The organism is Flavobacterium sp. RNTU_13 (genome assembly GCF_046614455.1).
Classification (GTDB): domain Bacteria; phylum Bacteroidota; class Bacteroidia; order Flavobacteriales; family Flavobacteriaceae; genus Flavobacterium.
This window is the reverse complement of sequence record NZ_JBKJHB010000004.1, coordinates 193,656-218,250: the sequence shown is the minus strand read 5'-3', so window position 1 is coordinate 218,250 and position 24,595 is coordinate 193,656. Positions and strand designations below refer to the sequence as shown.

Genomic DNA, 24,595 nt, shown 5'->3' with positions numbered 1-24,595 from the left:
AAATAATAAAATGGCAGTTTCAATTGACACAGGAACGATTCTAATTGAGAAAATAATTGTTCATAGTATACCAAAACATAAAAAAGGAGATTTTACACAAGAACCACAGTATAGCGAACAGGAAAGCTCACTGCCAGATGATCTAAGATTATTTTTTAAAGAAAAAGTAATTCAATCCTTAGGTAGCAATAAGGAATTACGGGTATGTTATGACACAGAGAGTATTTCGCCTGTATCTACATACATTAAGCAAATCATTACTTCTGAAGGTAAAGATCTGGTAGAGCAATCTAAATTAATGGCAGAATATCTTTATAAAATTCAAGATGGCCAGAATGCTTCAGGAATACTAGTCATTATTTATGGAAAGATTAATGACAAGAGTGCTTGTGTAATTATAAAACTTGAGCGAGATGAAGGTGCACAACTGGAATTAGATCCTATTACAAAATCATTTAACATAAAAAATGTTAAAGATTTAATGTTGACACGAAAGACGAAAATATATAAAGTTGGCTTGTTTATAAATAAAGCGACTTTTAAGGTAAAATATGATGGTAGTACAGCTGACTTACAAATTGATCCAAAAAGTAAAAAAGTAGTTACCACATGGTTTATAGAAAAGTTTTTAGGGTGTATACCTGTTGAAAATCCAAAAACTACAACCAAAAAGTTTTACGACTATACAACAACATACATTCAGACAATTGATGATCCAGTAAAGAAGGCAAAATATACTCAAGACCTAAATTCTTATTTGCAGAAAAACTCTCATAACATTAGCGCAAAAGAGTTTGCCAATGACTACATGGACACATCTGACAAAGAGAAGTACGGTAAATATTTGACTGAAAAGAAATTTCGAATGTCTGAGTTTCCTAAAGACAACGATTATATTGACAGTAAAATTAAGACTATAACTATGATTTTTGCGAATGATATTTCGATAGTAGGAAAAAAAGGGACATTTTCGGATAACGTTAAGTTAGAAAATAGAAAGGACGGTACGACAAAAGCCGAAGTAATCTCAAAGGTAAAAGCAGTGAAATAATGAACCTTGTCCAAGAGATTGTTAATTTGTGGGAAGAAGATAAGCCTAAATATGAAACTTTGGGCAAAGTAGTGAGTTCTTTTATTCAGGAAAAAATAACTGACTACGAAATAATACCAGAAATTAATTATCGCACCAAAGATCTAATAAGTTTAATTAAAAAAGTTAAGAAAAAATCACTTGAAAAAGAATACTCTTATAATCACCTTAACGACAAACTGGGTATTAGGATTATTTGTAAATTTCAAGAAGAGATGGAACTTATTGATAATTTTATCAAAGACAACTTCACTATCGTAAACATAGAGTATAAACATGAACACCTGGATTTTAATAGACTTGATTACATTTCTAATCATTATGATCTAAAAATTAATTGCGCAATAAAGGAATTTGAAAAGTATTCAGAATATGAAGAATTGAGATTTGAAATTCAGGTCAGAACATTGAATCAACATGCTTGGTCAAATACTTCACATTCTTTATCTTACAAGCAAGAAGCTAATATGCCTGTTAGCCTAAGAAGAAAGATTTATCGTTTGTTATCACTTTATGAACTTGCTGATGATGAATTTTCTAGTGTTAATAAGGCTTTAAAAAACAATGAGGACGATTTAGTATATAAACTTTTAAGAAAGATTGAGGGTAAGTTTTACAAGTTTGCAAAATTTGATTTTGACAGGGATACATCATTGAAAGATCTTAAAATCATTCTTAACTATTTCGATGATGAGAGAGATAAAAATAGACTCGTTGAAAATATCGAGAATTTTATTAATAATAACGAGTCCAAGATTAAAGAAATTTTTAATACTTATCGAGGGCATTTGCATGAAATTTTATTATTAACTCAACCTGAAATATTCGTAGTATGGTACATGATAGTAAATACTCCTTTTACGATTGATGATAAGTGGGATAGTGATTTCGATTCTAGCGAACTTGAACAAGTTAAAACTTTATGGGGAAATGAATTGTGAAGTGATTAACAATACCAATCTTCATTTTTTCAACATTGTAGCACCAAATAACAGCTCAACCTCACTTCTATACCCAGGATGGTAGCAGGGTGTATAACGGATATACCCCATAACCTGAAGCTCCTTAAAATATTTATGATATGTTGGTAATGTTTTGATATGTGAAAGCGCCATAATCTTACTGCGGCTGACCTTTATTATTTTGGGTTGTCCCTGTTTGTAGCCAAGGTACAATATGGCACTAAGCAATGCGAAGTGCCATACGTTTAGGGAGATGTCCCGTTCAAAAAGTTTCAGGTATTTTAAAAGGCTTTGTTGTTCCATAAGGCAGCTATTTGTCATTGAACAAATTCATAATGTCGGCCTTACTGTAGTAGTAGGAACCCAGTACTTTTTTAAAGCGTATTTTGCCGGTAACACGCAGGTTTTGCAACGAACCTGCCGATATATGCAAGAGCCTGCGTACCACACGGCTTTTAAGCCAGTCCAGTACGGGTTTATTTTGCTGCTCCTTTTTAGATTCTTCAATGATTTTACGGAAATCATCCATCATGACAAGGCCGAACTGCCTTAGGTCATCTTTTGTAACATATTCGCTCATCATCATTCCATTTTCAGTTCATAGCCCTAAAATAATTCAAGCAAATACTGGCTGTGCATTTCTGCCACTTAGAGGCAGTACATGTCCTTAACTGGTATTAGAAACCAAAAGGCACTCCCTTCCTTTGTCGGGAAAGCCTTTTAGTTTTTTAGCTTGGCATTGCCAATTTACAGCGATGCTCCTTTGTCGCTCCGCTGCAAAACGGCGAGGTGTTGTCGTGAGATAGTCCGGCTATCTCCTCAATCCTTTTGACTTCTTTTTCATTTGACGAGCAAATGCTTCTTCTTCATAATCTTCGCCTTGCGTTTGCGGCAGCAAACCTCCAAATATGTCTGCCATAGTGTTGGCAGCATCCGATATACCGGGATTTGTATCTTTAGTTTCAGGTAGTGAGCTTTGTTTCATTACTTGACTAGTACCGGAGGATTTTAGATCGTTTGGATTTTGTAAATGAACCTCCGGTTTGTTGCCATTATTCCACCATTCATTAAAAGTGCCTGCACTAAGATTTTTAGCAAGCTGCGACCCGTTCCACACGGAACGGGATTGACGGTCAATAAAGGTAATACCGTAGATTCGGTTATCGGCTGTCCGGCGGACAACCGTATTGATGCCGAGTTCTCTTAAACCTGCTTTAAACTCATTTTCATTTTTGGTCGCCAATATTGCCTTTTCAATGGTAACTTTGAGTGCTGACCTGCTTGGGCTGTTTTGCAGTTGTGCCTTAGACTTTTCAAAGTGAGATTGTATTTCGTTATATCCTGCACCTTTCCCGAATAATGAAGCCTTGAACGGATTGCTTGCTTTTTCTCCTTTTACATTAAGCGCAAAATAGACCAGTCCCTGCCGGGCTGTCCCGTTGTACTTACCTTTTACTTCTTCAGCAGTAATGTTGAACAATAACAGCAGCGCGTTATAAGTCCCGAGTGTTGTATATTGGTAGTATTTCGGCAGATAACGGATAACCGCAGCCATTTGGCTTTTGATATCGCCTGCTTTATAATTGACTGGTTTAAAAATAGGCTGGGATTGGTTTCGCTTTTTTTCAACAGCACTTTTCAAATTGTACTTTCGTTCCAGTTCCCTACAGGCTGCCATAGATCTTCTTTTTTCAAAGGCATCAGAGATTTTCCTGCCTTCTTCGTCTACACATACCGTTACAATATGGATGTGGCTGCGCTCAATGTCGTTGTGCTTAAATACAATAAAAGGCTGTTTACCGTAGCCCATTTTCTCCATATAGTCTTTGGCAATGGCTTTATAATCATTATTATTTACCCTATCATCAGGGTCAGGGTTGAGTGAAATATGCACCGCCGGCTTCTCTGTTTTTCGATTAGCAGCAAGGTATACTTGGAATGAATTTGAGATTTGAGCAGTAGTGAACGTGCCGTCAGGTGATTCAATGATTTTCTGGCCTGCCAATACCGTTGCAGTATTGTTCTTTACTTTATCCATATTGTAGGATAATGCGCCAAACAAACTTTTGCCCCTGCCAATCTTCGCTATCATCGCTTACCTTTTAAGGTGTGTATGTTCAAATTCAGCGGTCAGTTCAATGATCTTTTTACTAACGGCAACAAGTTCGATGGTTTGGTTTTCCAATTTATATAACGCCGCTGCGGCTTTTTTCTCTGTGAAATTATTGTAGAGCATTTTTACAACTTGGTTATAGTTGACACCAATGGCACGGAACTGTGCAAACAGTCCTGTTAGTTTCATATAATAGTCTATTGCAGCCTTATCTATTTTTACCGTAGTGATGGTCTTTTGAAAAACACAGGCCGTGATAAAGTGCGCCATCACGTTCATACCCGATTGTTCAAACAACGTCAGGAATTTTGCGTTTTGCACAGCCGTAAGGCTGATGGAATAACGGAACGTGGCACGGTCATCTTTGGGATACCTGCCGCCTTTATGCTTTTTATGTGCACCGTTATCGTCCACCTGTTATTCCTTTTTAGTCTTTTCTGCCAGTATTCGAATGAAGGTACTCATTGATTTAATCAGTAAATCGCTTCCGGCGATTTATGGCGTTGGTTGGCATTTATAGGTTTAGAAAAGAAACTTTTCCCAAGTAAACCGATAAAAGCAAGCGAAGGTATTGCTATCAATCCAAAAAAAGACAAAAGACTACGGCATAATGGCTTTGCTCGCTCACTCACAAACCCACCCCTCGGGACTTATTCCGTTTCCTTTTGCTTTTTCCGCATTGCCTGCACCTTGTTATTGCTTTCTTTTTTCGGTTTTCTTTTGGGAAAAAGTTATGCGGAGCGCAAGCGTAGCAGGACTGCCACATTTGAGGATTGGAAGGAGATACAAACGATTGTATCATTATTAAATTCAAAAATTATGGCACATAATTTAAATTTCAACACAGCAACAGGGCAGCACGCTTTTATGAGCGTGAAACAAACCGCTTGGCACGGGCTTGGGCAGATAGTAGAGAACTACCCGACAAGTCGTGAAGCCATAGCCTTTGCAGGTTTGGATTACGAGGTAGCCAAAGCCCCGATTTTTGCAAGGGGTACGGGCGATTTTGACAGTTTTCCAATCCCTGACCAGTTCGCCACGATGCGTACCGATACCAAAGCCGTTTTTGGCGTGGTGGGCAAAGACTACCAAATTGTACAAAATGCCGATGCGTTCGCCTTTTTTGATGCTATCGTAGGCGGTGGCGATGGTATACTGTACGAAACCGCAGGCGCACTCGGCAACGGGGAACGCATATTTATTACCGCAAAACTGCCCGGCTACATCCGTGTAGGCAACGGGGACGATGTAACACAGAAGTATATTTTCCTGACCACCTCCCACGATGGCAGCGGAAGCATAACCGCAGCTTTTACCCCTGTAAGGATTGTTTGTTCTAACACATTAAACGCAGCAATGAAAACGGCTACCAATGTGGTACGCATACGCCACACGGCAGGGGCTAAAGAACGCTTGGAGCAGGCGCATAAAGTAATGGGCGTTGCCGATACTCTTTCAATGCAGTTGGAGGGCATTTTTAACGAGTGGGCAAATGTGCGCATCGAGGATAAACAGGTAAAGCAACTCATACAGTTGGCACTTTGCCCGAACAAAGAAACTTACAACCTTTTAAAGAAAGGGGCTAACGAGGAACTTTCAACGATGTATAAAAATGCCTGTGATGCTGCCTTTGAATATGCTATGGCTGACGATACCCAACAAACCGAAACGACTAAAGGAACTTTGTTTGGTGCGTATAATTGTATTACGGGCTACTATCAAAATGTACGCAGTTTTAAAACGGATGAGGATAAACTCAAAAGCATATGTTTGGGCGGTACGGCACAGGCACGGGGGCAAAAAGCGTTTGACCTGTGCGGGGATTTTGCGAAAAGCGGAGCAGCTGCCCTGCAATTTAATTAAAGCCTAATGACCACAGCCCCGAAAATCGGGGTTGTGTTTACATATATACCTACTCATATATTCATATAGGTATGTGGGTAGGTATTTACCTGTGTAGATACATAAGTAGTTAGGTATGTGTAGTTATACACAGGTATATGTGTAACTACGTATTTACGTAAATACGTGTGTACGTACCTACATATCTACATACCTGCTTAGGTACTTATCGACATACATGTTTAGCTAAATATGTATAGCTAATATAATAGCGTTGTTTTGATTCCGTGTAAGCTGCCACGGATTATAAAAGATGGTTGATAAATGAATTTTCGGGCGGGCAGCCATCAGGGCTGCCTACCAATATTGGTTTCTTGGTAGTATATATTCATGTTTTAACTTATTATAACACAGTTTTACATTTTACTTGTAAAACATATTCTTTACAAAAAATCTTTTTGGTAAAATTAGAAGAAGGTAATAAACCCGCTTTACCGCTTTTATACTTTTAAAACCTTACAGTTTTATTACCAACAAGCAAACAAACTTGTTATATAACCTGTAAATTTACCTGCTTTATTTCTGGCAGGTAAACTACAAAGTAAATGATATACTGAATTTTGGGGTGGCCAGCCTACAGGGCTGCCATCAACTGGTAAACTTGGTTAGTTTATTGAATTTATTAGCTCTTTTTTCCTTATGGAAAAATGATTTGTTCCGGACAAAACAAAAGGGCTTGATGCCCTTTTCGGTTAATAACCGGTTTATAAAAAATACCATCGCGTGATGGTAGCAAGTTGTGTTCTAAGCTGCTTGAAATCCTTCAGCAGCTTAAAACAACTTGCCCTTGCGCAGGGGGCTAAAAAATCTCCGCAGTCGATTTTTGATGTGAGTCGCCAAACTTTTAATGCTATTTATTGCTTTACTTTTCATTAGACAAAATACCTTCTAGCTTTTGTTTTTTTTCAACTCTTCCAGTTTCAAATAGAGTCGATGGCAGTTGTCCAAAACCTCAGATTCATTTAGCGGTAACAGTTGGGATGCTATCCTCAAAACGCTTATAACATGGTAACCTGGCTCCGCTATCTCGCCTGAATTAGTGTCTCCATCGTGATACATTGCGTGCATGGAAATCTTTAGAAGGTCTGAAACGGTATACATCAAGTCACTGTAGCTGTCAAAATGCAGCCGGGCTTCAAAGCTGTCATCACCTGTATCCTCAGCTAACGTGGTGAACATCCACATTCTGGTCTCTGCATTCACGAATTTTTTTATCGCTTTTTTTCTTTCTTTTTTCATGGTGAACTCCTTTTAAGATGTTTCTTTAATCATTAATTCGAACAGTTATTTGCTCCGGTCTTTCCAATTCTTTGTTACCTATCACTAGTATCTTGTCATAAAAATCCTTTGCTTTTTTAAACAGTTTGCTACTGTCCTCAATCGTTTCCTGCCCAATATTTTTGTGTTTGAGCATATCAATGTTAGCAGATATCAGTTGCCTAAGCCTACTATCTTCCTCTGAATCGGTAAATAGTTTTGGTAGTTCCGGTATACAGTCCAATAGCCTTAGCAGATAATTGGTGGAATATATATTTGGGTGGTAGCCCATAAAAAGGTCAATTAATCCCACAGCCATCTGCTGTACCGCCTGTTGAATTAGCAGATTAAGAATAATCGGCTGTTCCGTATGAACGAGTGCGAGAAACCCCTCAGCCAAACTTATGCGGTTATCCCAATAGTTTTTACTAAAGCCAAAATCCCAGTCAGCTACAACAGGTATTTCATAGAATGGATGCTCGGGATTATTATATACCTCTATTCCATTTCGTAATACGGCATTGATGAAATGCTTTTGGTTTACAGCCTGGTTGCGCAGGTATTGCGCCCTGTGTTGCAGGATTGTCACGGTATTCTTTCCGGCAAATTTCTTTTTAATCAATGCCTGCAATTCAGGGACGATATTTTGTCGGTGCTCACTATTCAGTACCAGCAGGTAAAAATGGTAGCCTGGTAGTTCTTTAGTAAAGGATTTTTGCTTTTTATCAGAGTCGGTAACCGAATAACCAAAACAATAGATGGCGCGAACTTTTACAAAACCTCTGATAATTTCTGAAATCTCGGCAAGCGCGTGGTCTACAAAATAATTTGTGGACAGCTTCTCTTTAAGTATTGATGCACCACCATATAGGGACTGATTAAGCTCTATGAATTTTGCTTTTGTCCCCGAGAAAGATGCTGATACTTTACTTCTGCTTGTTCAAGAACTGATTTTTCTACAGGCTCGATAGGATGCTTTTTGATACAACTATTGTAGGCTGTTTGAAGTGGAATCAATATTTTTTCTCCATCGTTGGTTTGAATATCCAATATGTCCCTTAGTTCAGGTGCATAACGATTGGTTATATCAAATACATAATCAAACTCAGGGTATTCATAATTTTCTTCAGGATAGCCGGTAAAGAAAACAGCAAAAGATGTGTATACGCTCCAAATGGCACTGTACAGTGAAACTGCTGCTTTCTCAGTATCGTTATTTGAGATATGAGTTTGGTAGGCTTCAAACTGTCTTGTCGCAGTTTCCAAGTCATTGGCAGACCGCTTATTGAATTTTTTCAATGATCTTTCGACATTGGCATAATGAGGTAGAAAAACTTTGGTTATGGGTTCATAGTAAACCAATTCAGACAACGAGCAGTGCATCAAAAGAAACGGGCTTCCTTTTTTAAACCCTGTTCGGGCAATCTTTTCATCGAAAAACCTGAATATGGTATCGGGATTATCCCTTGCCAGCTTCTCAGAAAACTGCTCCAACATTACACCGTGCTGTCTGCAATCCTTTTTAAGTATCGTTGTTACTATTGCAGGCTGTCCGGTTTTACAACTCACATATATACTACCTGCATCAATAAATGTGAGCAGGCCGTATAGCACCTCTTCCAATTGCTCACGCATTGGAATCCTATCCGGTATCCTTATTTGATAGTCCATAAAACATAATTTTGCTGTGAAACATCAGTGAAAAAGCTTATTTTTGCTTATACACAGCAAGTAAATCATTGCTTATCCTGTACCGAATCAATTTCTTATGTATGGTACATAGTTTTCAATGTATTTTACGGTGTGCTACTTTATTTTCAATTTTATACCTTTGATTATGAACACGACAAAGCCAAACCATATAGGACGTAAAATCAGCCGTATTCGCGAACTGCGTAATATGAAACAGGAAGCCCTTGCCCAGGCAATGGGTACGAACCAGCAGGCTATTTCTATTTTGGAAAACAGTGAAGTAGTTGAAGATGAAAAACTGGCTGAAGTGGCCAAAGCTCTTGGGGTTACTGTAGAGGCAATTAAGAACTTTTCTGAGGAAGGGGTGATAAATTATTTTAATAGCTTTAATGAAGCAGTTAATAACAGTCATTTTGGAAATAATAACTATTGTACTTTTAATCCGCTAGACAAGTTGATGGAGTCAGTCGAGGAAAATAAAAAGCTTTACGAAAGATTATTACAGGCGGAGAAAGATAAAGTTACTTACTTGGAGAAGCTTTTAAATAAATAAGAAAAAACACTTCGCTGTTGAAGAATATTTTTACATTTACACCATAATGATTTAATCTTAAATCATTGGTTGGTTGGTTTAAAATTCCCTCTTTAACCAGAGGGAATTTTTGTTTTTACTCAGAAATTTCTATGCTAAGGCAATTCAATAAATATTCTTCGGTCAGATCCTTCTTTTGGCGGCTCTGGAAATCTTTTAATTGATTTTTCCTTTGTGACATTATTAGTCAACTCTACTAACAAATCCTTTACCTTTCTAGGATAAGGATCAGGCATTATGTCATGATGTGTAATCACCTTTGAGTAGGCTTTATTAATTATCGGCGGTATTAATTTATTATTAAAAACCCGTTGAGTTACATCGGGTCCATTATTTCTCCCCTGTAGAGGAAATGTTACTTTGGTTACGGTAAATCCCATATTATTTTAAAGTTTGCGATTATATTTTTTTAAAGTATCTCCAATTATATTTACTATTTCTTCCTTTAAACTTTCGGGTTGAATGACCGTTACTTCCCGGCCTAGTGACAGGATCTCCATGATAAAATCATAGGTTGGATGTATCATAAGTTCAATACGGTATTCTTTATCGTTGCTCAAAATTTCTTTTTGCGAGGAATGTAGTGGCAACGATTTTATGTATCGTCCTTGTCCGGGAGACAATGAAAGTATAATCTTTTCAGGCATACCGGGATCATTAGTAACACCAAAACTGTATTTAAACAGGCTGTCTACCTTTTCATTTTCAGTGGCATTAAATTTTAAGCTACTGATTTCTAAATCCGATATTCGGTCTAAACCAAAAGATTTAATATGTCCGTCTTTCTTATCCAAGGCAATTAGATACCAACGGTAACGGGATTCTTTCAGAGCCAAAGGTGAAACGTTCCTGGCTTCAATACCTTTATTCTCACCCCAGTATTTTTCGTATTTAAAAGCTATTTGAAGTTTATTCTTTATTGCGTGAAGAAGCCCGTGAAGGTTCTCTGTACCAAGAGGTCTTCTTTTTTCAAAAATAATATCCCTGGAAAGGTTATCAGAAACATTCAGCGCATTGTATAGTTCAAAACTTTCAAAAAGCCTCTCATTACGTTCTTCATTGGCATCCTCAGTAATTTCATATACTGCTTCAGAACGATTATACGTGATGTCGATGTTGTATAGGGACTGTATTTCCTTTATATCACGTTGGAATGTTCTGATTGTTAGATTGTAATTTTCTCCTTCTATTTCTGACTGCAGTTGTAAGTATCGATCGATTTCATCAAAGTCAGCCGGTTTTTTTCTAAGCTTCCCAATGATTAGTATGTGGCGTCTTAAAAATTGTTTCTTGGACATGGTTGGTAAATTTAAGAGTTAGCTAAGTTCCTTTATTTTTGATAAAATTTCTTTCGCCAGTGTAAAATTTAAATTCGTTAATGCTACGGTTAGTTCAGGTCTTAACCGTTCTAATAGCTCATGTTTATTTTTAGTAGAAATACAATTACATTCATGAAAATAATTAGCAATGTTGTAATACAAATCAATCGTACTTAGAGGTTGCAGTTTTTCCGAACTACAAATAAACGTATTCATTTGTTCCAGAAGTTTCCTTGCAACATCTTCAAGGGCTTTCGCTTGCTCTATAACTTTATAAATATCCTGAGTGTTTAATTTCCCGAACTCAATCAAACCCAATTCATCGTACTTCTTTTTTATGGCATTGATACGCAAAGTAAACAATTCGGCAGAGAAGTTTTGGTAGGCACTATACTTTTCTATATAATGTTTTTCAAGGTTTTCAAAGGCTTCGAAATAAAGCCTTTGTTCAACCCTGCTATTCGCAATATTTTTACGGTAGTCATCAAAACAAGTAAAAATTTGTTCTATAACTTTCCGTTTTTTTGTTTCGATTTTAAGATTAGCACTTACGCTTCTTTTACCATTAAACCTGATAAGCTGGTCACATTGCTCAATCTTTGTGTCGTATGACGCAACAATAATTTTTAAGTTATAAAAGCTGTGGATCACATCGTTCTGATTAAGATGTCGTTTAGCTTTCGTAACTCCATTTTACCTGAGTTTGTTTTTACCAGCACTTCATTCCCGTGAAAGCGCGCACCAATAGCATTTGAATTTACAAGTGTCCGGATAAGGATACCGTTGACTTTTCGCAGTTCTACCTTACCTGAAGCAAAGGTTACTAACAGCTGTTCTTCCCCCTGACTAAGGTCTACTTCTATAGCACCTGTGATTGATATCGTCCTGATTAGTATACCGTTCTCTTTTCTTAGTTCTACCTTACCGTTTACAATTTTAGCAATCATGTTATTTGGTTTTAATTATTTATGAGGCAAAACTAAATTCGCATAACGACAAACAATGACGCTCAAAAAATAAAATATTTTTTTGATGAAATGTGGGGATTTTCCGCCATTCTGTTAACATTGTTTTAAGTATATTCGCCTCAACCGAATCACAAATATTTTCTTACTAACTTTTTCTATCCTCGTATCAAATTAATATTACAACGACATATTTTGACGTTAACTAAAAGTACTTTTGAGGCCAACTTACAAACCAAAAATCTTTAAAAATGAACAATGATGAATTGCAAATAGCAAAACAAGATGTTTTATTAGAACCAATCAGTATTAGAAATATCTCTAATCGAAATTATTTTATTCCTGATTATCAGCGAGGATACCGTTGGACGGAAATACAAGTTCAACAATTACTCAATGATGTTTATAACTTTGAATCAAAGTTATGCAATAGTAGCGAAGGGACCTGGTATTGCTTACAGCCATTAGTTGTGAGGCAGATGACTACGTTTCCTGAAGAATTCGAAGGTAACAAAGACTTGCAATGGCTAGAGGTTATTGATGGACAGCAACGATTAACGACAGTCTTTTTAATTATCCATTACATTAATGAGATGTTTCGTGGACAGAAAAAAGATCCTGAGCCAACATTGCTATATCAAACAAGGAAAAATAGTACTGTTTTTTTAAATGAAATTAATACAACTAATAAGGTACAAACTTCTAATATCGATTATTTCCATATTTCGATGGCCTACGATACTATTCATAAATGGTTTGAAGGGAGAGACATAAACAGTGATAAATTCATAGCTCAATTTTACGATTCAACTAAAGTAATTTGGTATCAGACTTTTGAAGAAAATTCTATCGAAATTTTTACTCGCATCAATACTGGAAAAATTCAGTTGACAAATGCAGAATTAGTAAAGGCGCTTTTTCTTAACTCATCAAATTTTGAAAATAATGGAAGTATCTATCATAAGCAGTTACAGATTGCCCTAGACTGGGAAAACATAGAATATAGCCTCCATGATGATAATTTTTGGTATTTCTTAAACAAGGAAGAAAATGATATACCTACACGTATAGAATTTCTATTAGATCTTATAAAAAAGAAAAGTGGTACAAACAAAGACGAGCATTACACTTTTAATCAATACTATAATGATTTTATAGGTAAAAGTGAAGAATACATTTTTGATAAATGGTATGAAATAAAGCAAACATATTTGGTTTTGCTTGAGTGGTGTAATAAGCCTTTGCTTCACAACAAAATCGGCTTTTTAGTGTATTGTAACCTGAAAGGTTATTCACTTAGAGAATTAATTGATTACTATGCCACGACCAATAAAGATGATTTTAAGCTTTTCCTTAATAAAGGTATTTCAGTTTTTCTAAAATCAGTAGGACAAGACATAGAAAAAATTGAATACAAAAACAATCAGGATACACTCAGAAAAATTTTGTTGCTTCATAATATTGAAACCATGAACCTAAATAAATCTGATGATGCTAAATTTCCTTTTAAGAAATTTAAAGACAAGAAAAACGGCTGGGATATAGAACATGTTAGTTCACAAAGTGAAAAAAAGCCCGAAACTGAAGTACACAAAAAATTATGGATTGATGAGGCAGTGCAATATATAGCTGACGAAGAACTTAAATTAAAATGTGAAAACTGGAATAATAATGATTTTGATTCATTGTTTTATAGTATTATAAAATACTTCGAAGGCAATGATTCCTCAACTGAAGATACCACTAACTATTTGGGGAATTTAGCATTGCTAGATTCAAAAACTAATAGAGGCTATAAAAACTCTGTATTTCCTGAAAAACGCAGTAAAATAATTGAGAAGGATATAAAAGGTCAATTTATTCCAATTTGTACCAAAAATATATTTATGAAGTATTACTCCAAAGATTCTGCGCATCTTTATTTCTGGACTCAACAAGACCAAGCCGATTATCTAAAAAACATTATTGATACCCTTAGCATTTACACAAATGAGCAATAATATACATAATGCAAGCTTTTATGACTTAATGTCTAAATACGAAATAGAAATCCCGATTATACAAAGAGACTATGTGCAAGGAAGAGAGGAAAATAAAAAAATAAGGCATAAGATTATTTCTAAATTTAAAAATGCTACCTCTGAAAATCCTACGAAACTGGATTTTATCTACGGTAATATTCAAGGTAATACATTTTATCCGTTAGATGGTCAGCAGCGATTAACCACTTTATTCTTATATTATACCTACTTTGCAATTAGAGATAAAGAGCTTGTAAACTCAGAGGTAAAAGAACTCTTTAATAGATTTACGTATAGTACCAGGACTTCATCAAAGGAGTTTTTTAAAAGATTGTTAGACTCAAATTTAACGATTAAGGCAGACACTGATATAAGCAAAGAAATAACAAACCAAAATTGGTTTATTGATTATTGGACAAATGACCCAACAGTTTCAGCAGCATTAAGTATGCTGACAGAAATACATCTGCAATGCTTTAATGATGTTATTAATTTTAAAACGCTATTTTCTGAAGAAAACAAGAATATTACCTTTGAGTTCCTTGAACTTGAGAAATTTGGACTGTCAGATGATTTATACATCAAGATGAATGCAAGGGGTAAAATACTTTCGTCATATGAAAATTTCAAAGCCGACCTTATTGAACATATTAGAAAAAATAGTTGGGAAACTAACAAACCGTACAATGATTTATTTGCTACAAGACTGGATGGCAAATGGACAGACTACTTTTGGGACGAAGGTAATAACAGCAAAACTTTTGATGCTTTCTTTATCAACTTCTTCCGTCAATTTTTAATTACTGAGGTTGCCACCCGGAATGAATTAAGTGACAGGATAATTAAAAAACTTACTTCTTCTGACAATGAAACTCAACCTAAGGCTAATATAACACCAATTGACATTTTAAGTAAGCTATTAAATTATAGTGTGGAGATAGACGAAAAATACTTAGATGAAGAGTCTTTCAATACAATTTATTCGCTTCTGGATAAATATGCTTTAGCTTCAAAAAGCCTGAAGCCTAACTTTATTTTATGGAATGCTGATGAGAAGGTCATCGATGATTTGTTGCTTTCAGATCGCATAACCTATCCTAACAGAGTTTTACACTATGCTCACAGTTGTTACTTGATAAATAATGACGTTTTAAACAATGTTGAATACAATAAATGGATCCGGGTTGTTCGTAACATAATCGCTAATGCAACTATAGATACCGTAGATACTCTTCGCGGGGCCCTAAACCTTGTAAAAGAAATTGCCAGGGGCAGTGGTTATATACACGAATATCTCTCAAAAAATACGATAAAATCACGATTCGCAGAAAAACAGGTTAAAGAAGAAATCGAAAAAAGCATGCTTATTGTAAACGGATTACTATCTTATGACGACTTGGCAGATATAGAAGACACCAGGCTTTGTAGTGGACGCGCTGAATTTGTACTAAACTTTGTTACTAAAAGAGCCGGAAGTGATTATTCTAAAGTTGCCGCAATATCAGGTTTGTTTAAAAAATACTTTAGCGAAAATGATTTTACTGATAACGTTAGGGCGTTATTCTTAACTAGTAGAGATGGCAAATTCTACGATTACTGGGGATCTTGGGTATATATCGCTAACCTACCGAAACGTTGTCTTATAGAGGGAACCAATGATTTAAGGGGTTATTCCTATAATCAGTATTTTAGGGAATACTTTGAGGATGTTATAGAGAAACTTCTTGAAAAGGATGACATAGACTATCACCTGAGTCAATTCATTAATAACAATGATTATGATCAAGTTCCTAAATGGAAACGAAAAATTATTGAAAACCCAAAGCTTCTTGATATTCATTGTAAATCAAAAATGATTGCTGTGGCTGATGATGATAGTAAGTGTTACTTAATGAATGTAGGAAGACCAAGATATATGGATTCTTTAAAAAAAATATAATAATTATGAATATATTTCGATTATTGACTTGATGAAATTAAAATATCGGAGAGACATATACAGAAAAAGAAATTCTTTTAAAAATCTAAATAAAATGTTCAATATACTGCACAATTCAATATGTGTTTTACTATTTTTGAAATAAATAAAAGTACAAGTAAAATCAAAAATGAAACAGTCAGGGAATATAACGGATGATTTTTTGTTAGTGTCTCGCTTGAAATTAGGCGAAACCATTAGGGAGATTCGAGAAAAAAAAGGCTATAACCAGGAACAATTAGCCAATATGATGAAAATAAGCAGAACGACCATCTCTAAAATTGAAAATGGAAAATTTAATTGCAGTATGGATTACTTGTCTAAATTTTCCTGGTTTTTGGATTTTGAAATTACAATTAAGTAAGAGTTACAATTAAATTTTTAACTAAACCTTTTAATTAATTGGTTTAAATTCATTATAAAATAAATGCCAAAATATAAATTTATTGATTTGTTTGCTGGACTTGGAGGCTTTCATTTGGCTCTTGAAGAATTGGGACATAAATGTGTTTTTGCAAGTGAGTTACGTCCAGAACTTCAAAAAATATACGCTGAGAATTTTCCTGATACACCAATATACGGGGATATTACAAAAATTCCAGTTAATGAAATTCCAGAACATGATATTTTGTGTGGAGGTTTTCCTTGCCAACCTTTCTCACAAGCAGGTAAAAGACTTGGTTTTACAGAAGATCGAGGAAATCTTTTCACAAACATTATGGAGATTCTCGAGCATCATACTCCTAAGTATGTATTTTTAGAAAATGTTCAAAATTTAAAAAATCACGATAATGGTAATACTTGGCAGATTATTCACGATCGCCTTTCAACCCTATACCATGTAAAAGAAGCCATATTATCTCCACATCAATTTGGCACTCCGCAACATCGTTTCCGTATATACATAGTCGGTATTCGAAAGGATGAGAATAACCCTGATCCACTTGAAAATTTTGATTTCCCAATTCCTCAACATTACGATTGTGATATCAAAACTATTATAGATGAGTCTGAAACTGACTTTATGCATTTAAGAGAAGAAACAAGAGTCCATTTAAATATTTGGCAGGAGTTTCTCGATCAATTATACAAGCACGGTGGAAAACTACCTACTTTCCCAATTTGGGCTATGGAATTTGGAGCTAATTATGAATATGAAGAAGTAGCACCGGCTTTTCAAACTGTAAAACAATTGGAAAATAAAAAAGGAAAATTAGGAAGCATAGTAAAAGGAAGTTCATTAGAAGATTGCTTGACTTACTTACCTAATTATGCAACAACAAATAAATCAAAGAAATTTCCAAGTTGGAAAATTCAATTCATAAAACGTAACAGAGAATTTTACGACCAAAATAAAGAATGGTTGGATCAATGGTTGCCTAAAATTAAAACTTTTGAAAATAGTCATCAGAAATTTGAATGGAACTGTGGAACCGAAGAAAATCCTACAATTTTTAATAAAATAATACAATTCAGGCCTTCAGGAATTAGAGTAAAAAAACCAACTTATTCGCCTGCTTTAGTTTTAACAACAACACAAATACCTATTTTACCTTGGGTGAAACTACCATCAGATTCTTTAGAAGAAGGAGAAGCTCTAATTGGACGCTATATGACCAAAAAAGAGGCTGCTACACTTCAAGGTATGCACCGATTGAAAAGATACCCAGATACTATTCCCGTTGCTTTTAAAGCTTTTGGAAATGCTGTTAATGTTGACCTTGTTAAGAAAATAGCCGAAAAACTAATTAACCATGAATCCAATAGACAAAGTATCAATTGCACTGCAACCGAGTGTATATAACACATTCCGAGCACTAAACAATACCGTTGCATTGACTCTAAGTGAGTATGTAGACAACTCCGTTCAATCTTTCTTAAACAACAAAGAAAGGCTAATTGAAAACAATACCGGATATGTATTTAACATTACAATTAATGTAGATCAAAAAGGTAATCAGATTATTATTAGCGATAATGCTGCGGGTATTGATTTTGAAAATTATTTAAGAGCTTTTGAACCGGCTAATATTCCATTGGATAATACAAAACTGAATGAATTTGGCATGGGAATGAAAACTGCCTCTGTTTGGTTAGCAGATAAATGGTCTGTTAAAACAAAGGCTTTGGGCGAAACAGTTGAAAGATATACTGAGTTTGATATTCATAAAGTTATAGCAGAAAATAAGGAAGAACTAATTGTACAAGAAACAACTAAAAGTAAAAACTCGCACTATACAGAAATAGTTCTGTCTGAACTTTCTCATAATGCTCCTTCGGCCTATCAAATGGATAAAATCCGTAGGCATCTGTCAAGCATTTATAGAGTTTTCTTACGTACTGGAGAAATAAATATTTACATTAATGATGAGCCTCTTGAAGCTCCTGAATTTGAAATTTTAGAAGCACCATTTTATAAAGAAAATAATGGCGAAAATATATTATGGAAAAAAGAGATTGATTTTAAATTGGGTAAATATAAAGCAAAAGGGTTTGTAGCAATTTTAAAATCCATACAAAATAATGCTAATGGCCTAGTTTTATTACGAAGAGGACGTGTAATAGTGGGAGGTGATGATGACAGATTTTTTCCTCCTTCTCTTTTTGGGACTGCAGGTAACTTTAGGTATAAACGCCTATTCGGAGAACTTGAGTTAGAAGGCTTTAATGTTACTTTCAATAAAAATGGTTTTAGTGGAGATTCTGAAAATTTGAATAACCTTATCGATGCTTTACGTGATGAACTAAGATATCCTAATTTTAATCTATTGAGTCAAGCAGATAACTATCGCGTTAAAACCAGAGAGGAAAATACTAAGATAGCTGAAAAACTTACCAAAACACCAAAAAAAGATGTTGAAAAAGTCCCAATTACAGATAAGATTAAACAGGTAGAGGATTTTTCTAACAACAAGGTTAATATTGAAAAGGAAGAACTGAAAATAACAAATGCAAGTTCTATTGGGAGTATTGTAGATTCATTTGACCATGAAGATAAAACATATAAGTTTCTTGTAGATTTAATCAACGAAGATGAATCAGATGCATTATATTCCGTAAAATTAACCATTGAAAAAAACACGTTAATTGAAACACCTTGCCTAGTGTGTAAAATTAACATGGCACATCCATTTTTCAATCGCTTTGAACAATTTAAAAGAGCTAACGATTATCAACCAATTATTGCAATTTTCAAATCTTTTGCTTTGGCGGAATTCTTAGCTTCTAAAAAACCGATTAGTTATACTTCTGATTTAAGAACACTTTTTAACAGTTATATTGTTCAAGATTAAAAGATAATCTATGGAAATAAAAATACTCTCTAACGAAAATACAAATCGTACTTTTAAGCCCGTGATTGGATCTGCAATGAATGATTTAATGTCTCGTTTCCAAAATTTTCTAGACGAAGATGAACTAGAAAGTTTAACCAATGAAACATTTCATATTTTATCTCATTGTAACAATCCTATACTGTTGCAAGAACAAGATACCACGCACCTTACTGTAGGTTATGTACAGAGTGGTAAGACTTTATCTTTTACAACATTAACTGCATTGGCTTCCGATAATGGCTATAGAATTGTAATCTACCTTGCCGGTACAAAAAACAATTTATTATCTCAAACTACAAAGCGTCTCAATAAAGACTTAATAAAAGACAGTACGTTAAACAATAGATATAAAATCTATGAAAATCCAACCTTAGCTAAGGTTGCTGAACTCAGAAATAAAATGAAATTGTCATCAAAGCCGACAATTTTAATTACGGTTCTGAAACATTTTAAGCATGTCAATGAACTTGCGCAAATTTTCAAATCAAGAATAATACAACAGGAAGTAGGTAAAAAGGGTGTACTTATAATTGATGATGAAGCTGATCAAGCATCATTAAATGGATTTGCGTATGCAAATAGTAAAAAAGCGAGCACATCAGACGAATGGGATGAAGAAACAGACAGTAAAGAATCAAGTACTTATTCAAGTATTTTAAATCTAAAAGCTGCCATTCCAAATCATTCTTATGTACAATATACCGCTACTCCGCAAGGTCCTTTATTAATAAGTATTATGGATTTATTATCTCCAAAAAGTCATACGGTTTTAACTCCTGGTAAAAAGTATACAGGTGGTAAAACATTTTTTCAAGACTTTCCCGATTTAGTAATTTCAATTCCCGATGATGAAGTTTACCACTACAAATATAACCCACTTTCTAGTCCTCCAAATTCATTAAAAGAAGCTTTACAAATTTACATCTTATCGGTTGCACTGATAACCAATTATTGGGGCAAAATGAAATTTTTATCTATGATGATTCATGCTGATAGGCAGAAAGATGTTAGTAAACTTTTTCATGAATGGATTGAGAGAATAATCGAATCTTGGACTGACATTCTAAATCTAGAAGATGAGGACATTGCTAAATATAGTTTATATGCAGAGTTTAAAGATTTATACGAAAAAGAAGCCGTAAAATTTTATGCCTCAGATGAAAATATACCTTTATTTTCGGATATAAAATTATTAATTTCTGATGCTATAAATGATTCACAATTATACCTTATAATTAGTGAAGACGATGCAACAAGGGAAGTTGATTGGGAAACTTCATCATCACATATTCTTGTTGGTGCCGAAATGTTAAATCGTGGTTTTACAGTTGAGAACCTCAATGTGACTTACATGCCAAGATATACCAAAAGCAAATCTAACGCCGATACGATTCAGCAAAGATGTCGTTTCTTTGGTTACAAACAAAAATATCTTAATTCCTGTCGTGTTTATTTGCCTACTGATTCTATTACTGAATATGTAGAATATGTCAAACATGAAGAAGAAATGAGAACATGGCTAAAAAACAATGATAGTTTAGAAAAAGTTGAGCAACAATTAATTTTAAATGAAAAATTAGGGGCAACGCGAAAAAATATCCTTCCTTATAGTATTGTACAATCTAAAATGAAGGGATGGCATGCTATGAATGCATTAAATTCTATTGAATTGAATACCATAACCGTTGAGAATTTTTTAAAGGAAAATCAATTAAAATTATGGGAACCACAATACAAAACAACAGATAGAAATCATAAATATATTGAAATTTCAGTAGATGAAGCAATTCAATTTTTAACACAATTTAGATTTGGAAATTATGCAGATTCTGCTAGAAAACAAGCAACTATAAGATACTTACAATACCTATCTGACAGAGAAGTAGACAAAATTTCAAATGTTCAAATAGTACAAATGGCTTATGAAAGCGAATTCCGTGAACGTTCATTTGATAATGCTACTTTAAAAATTAATCAATTATTCACGGGACGCTCTACAACAGGAGCACAAGTATATCCTGGGGATCGTGAAATAAAATCAGAAGATACAATTACCATTCAGATTCATAAAATTAAATTGAAATCGGATGAAATTGTAAAGTTGGGTGGTAAAATAATATATACACTAGCGATACATTATCCTAATAGTTTAGCTACTGGATACGTCTCTAGTGTTCCTGAAAATTTTGAATCTGATGACGAATAATTCAATGAAATCTGGATATAAAGTTTTTTTAGACCTCCAACATCGTAATGTTGGAAATGAAGGTTTTATTTCGGTGGATTCCGTACCTTTTTCCGAGCACCATAAAATTGGTGTTTCATTAGACGGATACCCACTATTTTTTGTGAAATGCGACAATCAATCAAAATCAATTGATATAACACTAGAACTAATTTCGGTTTTATTTTCACAAGAATGTAGCATCAAAGAGCGGGAGAATGAATTTAAGGATTTATACACTATAGTCATATTAAAGACGGTAAACAGAGATTTACAACAATATTTCACAGATGTATTTTCAATTATACTTCAGCAATTAGATACCGTTCCAACTGAAGTTAGCCTCAATAGAGAAATTCGTAAAGTAATAGATTTATTCAGCACTATCAACAAGCCAGCCGTAAAATCAATTCAAGGTTTATGGGCCGAAATGCTAGTGATTGAAAAATCAACTAATCCCGAATACTTGATAAATGCTTGGCACATTTCCCCACAAGATAAATACGATTTCAATGATAGTATTGATAAACTAGAAGTAAAATCAACAACAAAAAGTAAACGAATTCATAAATTCTCAATTGAACAGTTAAGTACAAATCCAAGCTCTAGATTACTTATTGCTTCAACATTTGTCATTGAAACAGGTTCGGGCAAAAGTATTTTGGATCTTAGAGATAGCATTACATCTCGAATTACAGATTTAAAATTACATCTCCGATTGAATCAAATGATTTATAAAACAATGGGGAATGAGTACGAAAAGTTAAGTGATATTTTCTTTGATTACAATTTAGCGTCGGATGCTTTATCGTTTTATAATGTAAATTCGATTCCAAGTATTCACAACAACAGTATTCCTTCACAAATTTCAAACGTAGTTTTTGATTGTGACCTATCCAATAGCCCTAGTGTAATTGATGAAGATTTTGACTTGGGCAATAGTTTACTTTTTCAAAGTTTAGGCATATGAGTGAATTTAAAAAAATTGAAAAAATTAGTCCAGAAACATTACTCGGCCTAGTTCGAGAAGTTTTAGATACATCGAATGACTTTGAATATATAAATGGAGACCAACCATTCTTTATGTCATTCTTAGGCAAGAAATATTATGTATATGTAAAAAATATTTCAAGTGCTTATTTTTCAGATCGTGACAAAACAACCCGAGCTCAATTACCAATAAAGCCAAAATTTGACATCATTAAAGCGTCACCATATCCTTTTGTATTTTTAGGTTATGATGTCATAAATGATGTTTTAGTCTGTTGGAATTATCATATTGCAAAACAAAGATTAAATGTGGGTAAAAGTGTCTCGTTTTATTCTAGAACATATTTCCAATCAGAAGTCAAAGAAAGTGAATTTCTAAGAAAAGAATTAAAAAATGGTGACTTACCTGTACTTTTTAAGAGACAAAATTTAGTTAATTTTTTTAAAAATATAGAATCTTTTTTTCCAAATGATACCGTAATCTATAACGATGGTGAGGATGATATTGATGCTCCATCATATAAGGTAGAAGAAAAAGATATCGTTTCATATGGTAAGTTGATTGAAATTCATAATCCAGAATTATTACAAAAATTAAAACCTTATATAGAATCCAACCGCTTACTCTCAGCTGCTCAAATTGTAGGTGAGTATTACGAATTAGATTATCCGAAGATGGAGTTGTCGGATTGGATAAATTTGGTCAGAAGTATAAAATTATAAAAATTGTCGCAAAATTAATGTCGATGAACTTACTTAGTGAAGTATAAAATAAATTATTCAGCAATTTTGATTGCTTATTTGAACGTATAAAATGGATTATTGAAAAATTATAATGGTCTTCACAGGTTGGACAAGTAAGTTTGTAAAATCCTGAAATTCATTTAATAAAACATGTATCTTTACAGAAGAATTTTAGCTCTGTGAGAAACGCAGGTTTAAAGACGATTTAAGAAATAGTGTAGAAAGTTCGTGGCACGACCAAAACGAACTTTAGAGAAAATAGCGATAATGCGGGGTTTGGCGCAGAAGTTCGAATCCCTCATCGCCCACAGAATTTTAAAACCGACATTGTTTACAATGTCGGTTTTTTCTTTACGTTAATAGTTTACCTACTGTTAAATTACTAACATTAGATTGTTAAAAATTTCTTCGATATTTTCTACTCTTCTCAATTACACCAGTATATATTTTTTGTATGTTTATAATAGATTAAACAATTAAAAATACAAAAAATGGCAAGATGTACAGCACCAGTTCACGGACATCGCACAGAAAGCGGAGCAGCAGCATGCCCCGCCTGTGGTGGTAGCTACAGTCGTAGTTATTACAATCCTTATCCAACTTATCCTTCATCTTACTCATCGTCACGTAGCTATGGAAGTCATAGTGGAAATAGTGGTAGCTCAAGAAGCTTAAAGCCTCGTTGGTCAAGGGCGAGTTCTCCCGTTTATTATACATCTGCTGAAGTAATTGCACTTACACCTATTCGTAACACAGTTGAAAATCTTGTAGTAACGAAGCCAGAGCTTAGAGACGTATTCCTGTGTCATGCTTGGGATGATAGACAGGGCGCAGCTAAAGAATTACATGATTTACTTGTTTCTAATGGCGTTTCTGTTTGGTTCAGTGAAAAAGATGTCAGCTTGGGTGTGCCATTAATGCGCGCAATTGATAAAGGTTTGGCTAATTCTAGAATTGGACTGGTATTGGTGACTCCTGCTCTTCTACGTCGTCTGCCACAAGAGGGTATTGCCGACAAGGAACTATCAGCTTTACTAGCCCGTGACCAACTCATTCCAATCGTTCATAATACTACATATGAAGCCTTGCGCGATGTCAGTCCTTTACTTGCCTCAAGAACAGGCTTGGATACCACGGAAGAAACAATGAAAGAAGTTGCAGCTAAGCTTGCTGAATTGGTTATTTACGAACCTGCAAATGTGTAATGATATTTATTTTAACGTTCTAAAAAACATCAAAATAGGCGTTAGGTGTTCGATTGCTATCCCTGACACTCCACAGAAAGACAAATAAATCCACTGTATTTCAGTGGATTTATTTTTTGACTAAACAATACCTCGAGATTTTGGATCAAAACTTAAATGGATTGATACAAAAACTGGGGAATTGATAAATTATGCATCTAATTTAG

Annotated in this window: 24 protein-coding genes; 13 read left to right on the top strand and 11 right to left on the bottom strand. The window is 34.5% G+C overall.

Annotated elements, in window-relative coordinates:
- The first annotated feature begins 10 nt into the window (after positions 1-10).
- Positions 11-1,051 (top strand): nucleoid-associated protein, encoded by a 1,041-nt coding sequence (locus tag ACLI08_RS11310; protein WP_411428598.1) that lies wholly within the window; start codon positions 11-13, stop codon positions 1,049-1,051.
- Positions 1,051-2,031, top strand: a complete 981-nt coding sequence (locus ACLI08_RS11305; protein WP_411428597.1) for a GTP pyrophosphokinase family protein — start codon at positions 1,051-1,053, stop codon at positions 2,029-2,031. Before ACLI08_RS11310 ends, ACLI08_RS11305 begins: the two co-directional genes overlap by 1 nt.
- Before the next feature lie 21 nt (positions 2,032-2,052).
- On the opposite strand, the gene ACLI08_RS11300 is transcribed toward ACLI08_RS11305, so the two are convergent.
- From ACLI08_RS11300 to mobA, 4 genes are all read right to left on the bottom strand, one after another.
- The gene (locus ACLI08_RS11300) at positions 2,053-2,355 is read right to left on the bottom strand and encodes a hypothetical protein (protein ID WP_411428596.1); all 303 of its coding nucleotides are present in this window, start codon (positions 2,353-2,355) and stop codon (positions 2,053-2,055) included.
- 7 nt (positions 2,356-2,362) lie between these two features.
- On the bottom strand, positions 2,363-2,638 hold the full coding sequence (locus ACLI08_RS11295) for a DNA-binding protein (protein ID WP_411428595.1): 276 nt from the start codon (positions 2,636-2,638) through the stop codon (positions 2,363-2,365).
- Between the two features lie 225 nt (positions 2,639-2,863).
- Complete coding sequence (gene mobB, locus ACLI08_RS11290) at positions 2,864-4,144, bottom strand: conjugal transfer protein MobB (RefSeq protein ID WP_411428594.1); 1,281 nt, start codon at positions 4,142-4,144, stop codon at positions 2,864-2,866.
- A gap of 3 nt (positions 4,145-4,147) precedes the next feature.
- Positions 4,148-4,579 carry a conjugal transfer protein MobA gene (gene mobA / locus ACLI08_RS11285; protein WP_411428593.1) on the bottom strand — a complete coding sequence of 144 codons (432 nt, stop codon included), beginning with the start codon at positions 4,577-4,579 and terminating at the stop codon, positions 4,148-4,150.
- A 405-nt stretch (positions 4,580-4,984) separates the two neighbouring features.
- Between mobA and ACLI08_RS11280 the strand changes: the two genes are divergently transcribed.
- Positions 4,985-6,028 (top strand): DUF932 domain-containing protein, encoded by a 1,044-nt coding sequence (locus ACLI08_RS11280; RefSeq protein ID WP_411428592.1) that lies wholly within the window; start codon positions 4,985-4,987, stop codon positions 6,026-6,028.
- Between the two features lie 927 nt (positions 6,029-6,955).
- On the opposite strand, the gene ACLI08_RS11275 is transcribed toward ACLI08_RS11280, so the two are convergent.
- The 3 genes from ACLI08_RS11275 to ACLI08_RS11265 all read right to left on the bottom strand — a co-directional run bounded on the left by ACLI08_RS11275 (position 6,956) and on the right by ACLI08_RS11265 (position 8,995).
- Positions 6,956-7,306 carry a hypothetical protein gene (locus ACLI08_RS11275; protein ID WP_411428591.1) on the bottom strand — a complete coding sequence of 117 codons (351 nt, stop codon included), beginning with the start codon at positions 7,304-7,306 and terminating at the stop codon, positions 6,956-6,958.
- A 25-nt stretch (positions 7,307-7,331) separates the two neighbouring features.
- A complete protein-coding gene (locus ACLI08_RS11270; RefSeq protein WP_411428590.1) occupies positions 7,332-7,955 on the bottom strand; it encodes a hypothetical protein in 624 nt (207 codons plus the stop codon).
- 254 nt (positions 7,956-8,209) lie between these two features.
- Positions 8,210-8,995, bottom strand: a complete 786-nt coding sequence (locus tag ACLI08_RS11265) for a hypothetical protein (RefSeq protein WP_411428589.1) — start codon at positions 8,993-8,995, stop codon at positions 8,210-8,212.
- A 166-nt stretch (positions 8,996-9,161) separates the two neighbouring features.
- Between ACLI08_RS11265 and ACLI08_RS11260 the strand changes: the two genes are divergently transcribed.
- A complete protein-coding gene (locus ACLI08_RS11260; protein ID WP_411428588.1) occupies positions 9,162-9,569 on the top strand; it encodes a helix-turn-helix domain-containing protein in 408 nt (135 codons plus the stop codon).
- 134 nt (positions 9,570-9,703) lie between these two features.
- On the opposite strand, the gene ACLI08_RS11255 is transcribed toward ACLI08_RS11260, so the two are convergent.
- From ACLI08_RS11255 to ACLI08_RS11240, 4 genes are read right to left on the bottom strand one after another with little or no spacing between them, the layout of a single operon-like run.
- The gene (locus ACLI08_RS11255) at positions 9,704-9,988 is read right to left on the bottom strand and encodes a hypothetical protein (RefSeq protein WP_411428587.1); all 285 of its coding nucleotides are present in this window, start codon (positions 9,986-9,988) and stop codon (positions 9,704-9,706) included.
- Between the two features lie 6 nt (positions 9,989-9,994).
- Positions 9,995-10,906 carry a helix-turn-helix transcriptional regulator gene (locus ACLI08_RS11250; RefSeq protein ID WP_411428586.1) on the bottom strand — a complete coding sequence of 304 codons (912 nt, stop codon included), beginning with the start codon at positions 10,904-10,906 and terminating at the stop codon, positions 9,995-9,997.
- 18 nt (positions 10,907-10,924) lie between these two features.
- Complete coding sequence (locus ACLI08_RS11245) at positions 10,925-11,578, bottom strand: hypothetical protein (RefSeq protein WP_411428585.1); 654 nt, start codon at positions 11,576-11,578, stop codon at positions 10,925-10,927.
- Entirely contained in the window at positions 11,575-11,874 is a 300-nt protein-coding gene (locus ACLI08_RS11240) for a hypothetical protein (protein WP_411428584.1), read from the bottom strand. The genes ACLI08_RS11245 and ACLI08_RS11240 overlap by 4 nt, the downstream gene beginning before the upstream one ends.
- A gap of 269 nt (positions 11,875-12,143) precedes the next feature.
- On the opposite strand from ACLI08_RS11240, the gene ACLI08_RS11235 reads away from it, so the two are divergent.
- The 9 genes from ACLI08_RS11235 to ACLI08_RS11195 all read left to right on the top strand — a co-directional run bounded on the left by ACLI08_RS11235 (position 12,144) and on the right by ACLI08_RS11195 (position 24,389).
- Positions 12,144-13,892, top strand: coding sequence for a DUF262 domain-containing protein (locus tag ACLI08_RS11235; RefSeq protein WP_411428583.1), 1,749 nt, complete (start codon positions 12,144-12,146; stop codon positions 13,890-13,892).
- Positions 13,882-15,852: a DUF262 domain-containing protein gene (locus tag ACLI08_RS11230; RefSeq protein ID WP_411428582.1), complete on the top strand. Its 1,971-nt coding sequence runs from the start codon at positions 13,882-13,884 to the stop codon at positions 15,850-15,852. Before ACLI08_RS11235 ends, ACLI08_RS11230 begins: the two co-directional genes overlap by 11 nt.
- A 169-nt stretch (positions 15,853-16,021) precedes the next feature.
- Positions 16,022-16,255 carry a helix-turn-helix transcriptional regulator gene (locus tag ACLI08_RS11225; protein WP_411428581.1) on the top strand — a complete coding sequence of 78 codons (234 nt, stop codon included), beginning with the start codon at positions 16,022-16,024 and terminating at the stop codon, positions 16,253-16,255.
- A gap of 63 nt (positions 16,256-16,318) precedes the next feature.
- Entirely contained in the window at positions 16,319-17,695 is a 1,377-nt protein-coding gene (locus tag ACLI08_RS11220; RefSeq protein WP_411428580.1) for a DNA cytosine methyltransferase, read from the top strand.
- Positions 17,646-19,184, top strand: coding sequence for an ATP-binding protein (locus ACLI08_RS11215; RefSeq protein ID WP_411428579.1), 1,539 nt, complete (start codon positions 17,646-17,648; stop codon positions 19,182-19,184). The genes ACLI08_RS11220 and ACLI08_RS11215 overlap by 50 nt, the downstream gene beginning before the upstream one ends.
- Before the next feature lie 10 nt (positions 19,185-19,194).
- Positions 19,195-21,432 carry a Z1 domain-containing protein gene (locus tag ACLI08_RS11210; RefSeq protein WP_411428578.1) on the top strand — a complete coding sequence of 746 codons (2,238 nt, stop codon included), beginning with the start codon at positions 19,195-19,197 and terminating at the stop codon, positions 21,430-21,432.
- Positions 21,422-22,420 (top strand): PD-(D/E)XK motif protein, encoded by a 999-nt coding sequence (locus tag ACLI08_RS11205; RefSeq protein WP_411428577.1) that lies wholly within the window; start codon positions 21,422-21,424, stop codon positions 22,418-22,420. The genes ACLI08_RS11210 and ACLI08_RS11205 overlap by 11 nt, the downstream gene beginning before the upstream one ends.
- Positions 22,417-23,163, top strand: coding sequence for a hypothetical protein (locus ACLI08_RS11200; RefSeq protein WP_411428576.1), 747 nt, complete (start codon positions 22,417-22,419; stop codon positions 23,161-23,163). Before ACLI08_RS11205 ends, ACLI08_RS11200 begins: the two co-directional genes overlap by 4 nt.
- A 512-nt stretch (positions 23,164-23,675) precedes the next feature.
- Entirely contained in the window at positions 23,676-24,389 is a 714-nt protein-coding gene (locus tag ACLI08_RS11195; protein ID WP_411428575.1) for a toll/interleukin-1 receptor domain-containing protein, read from the top strand.
- Positions 24,390-24,595: the final 206 nt, after the last annotated feature.

Bases quoted from the DNA above. Each gene is read 5' to 3' on its own strand.
- ACLI08_RS11235 (WP_411428583.1), top strand. From the start codon at position 12,144: ATGAACAATGATGAATTGCAAATAGCAAAACAAGATGTTTTATTAGAA.
- ACLI08_RS11200 (WP_411428576.1), top strand. From the start codon at position 22,417: ATGAGTGAATTTAAAAAAATTGAAAAAATTAGTCCAGAAACATTACTC.
- ACLI08_RS11210 (WP_411428578.1), top strand. From the start codon at position 19,195: ATGGAAATAAAAATACTCTCTAACGAAAATACAAATCGTACTTTTAAG.
- ACLI08_RS11225 (WP_411428581.1), top strand. From the start codon at position 16,022: ATGAAACAGTCAGGGAATATAACGGATGATTTTTTGTTAGTGTCTCGC.
- ACLI08_RS11205 (WP_411428577.1), top strand. From the start codon at position 21,422: ATGACGAATAATTCAATGAAATCTGGATATAAAGTTTTTTTAGACCTC.
- ACLI08_RS11265 (WP_411428589.1), bottom strand. From the start codon at position 8,995: ATGGACTATCAAATAAGGATACCGGATAGGATTCCAATGCGTGAGCAA.
- ACLI08_RS11255 (WP_411428587.1), bottom strand. From the start codon at position 9,988: ATGGGATTTACCGTAACCAAAGTAACATTTCCTCTACAGGGGAGAAAT.
- ACLI08_RS11275 (WP_411428591.1), bottom strand. From the start codon at position 7,306: ATGAAAAAAGAAAGAAAAAAAGCGATAAAAAAATTCGTGAATGCAGAG.
- ACLI08_RS11300 (WP_411428596.1), bottom strand. From the start codon at position 2,355: ATGGAACAACAAAGCCTTTTAAAATACCTGAAACTTTTTGAACGGGAC.
- ACLI08_RS11195 (WP_411428575.1), top strand. From the start codon at position 23,676: ATGGCAAGATGTACAGCACCAGTTCACGGACATCGCACAGAAAGCGGA.
- ACLI08_RS11215 (WP_411428579.1), top strand. From the start codon at position 17,646: ATGAATCCAATAGACAAAGTATCAATTGCACTGCAACCGAGTGTATAT.
- ACLI08_RS11220 (WP_411428580.1), top strand. From the start codon at position 16,319: ATGCCAAAATATAAATTTATTGATTTGTTTGCTGGACTTGGAGGCTTT.
- ACLI08_RS11280 (WP_411428592.1), top strand. From the start codon at position 4,985: ATGGCACATAATTTAAATTTCAACACAGCAACAGGGCAGCACGCTTTT.
- ACLI08_RS11295 (WP_411428595.1), bottom strand. From the start codon at position 2,638: ATGATGATGAGCGAATATGTTACAAAAGATGACCTAAGGCAGTTCGGC.
- ACLI08_RS11250 (WP_411428586.1), bottom strand. From the start codon at position 10,906: ATGTCCAAGAAACAATTTTTAAGACGCCACATACTAATCATTGGGAAG.
- ACLI08_RS11230 (WP_411428582.1), top strand. From the start codon at position 13,882: ATGAGCAATAATATACATAATGCAAGCTTTTATGACTTAATGTCTAAA.
- ACLI08_RS11310 (WP_411428598.1), top strand. From the start codon at position 11: ATGGCAGTTTCAATTGACACAGGAACGATTCTAATTGAGAAAATAATT.
- ACLI08_RS11240 (WP_411428584.1), bottom strand. From the start codon at position 11,874: ATGATTGCTAAAATTGTAAACGGTAAGGTAGAACTAAGAAAAGAGAAC.
- ACLI08_RS11260 (WP_411428588.1), top strand. From the start codon at position 9,162: ATGAACACGACAAAGCCAAACCATATAGGACGTAAAATCAGCCGTATT.
- mobB (WP_411428594.1), bottom strand. From the start codon at position 4,144: ATGATAGCGAAGATTGGCAGGGGCAAAAGTTTGTTTGGCGCATTATCC.
- ACLI08_RS11305 (WP_411428597.1), top strand. From the start codon at position 1,051: ATGAACCTTGTCCAAGAGATTGTTAATTTGTGGGAAGAAGATAAGCCT.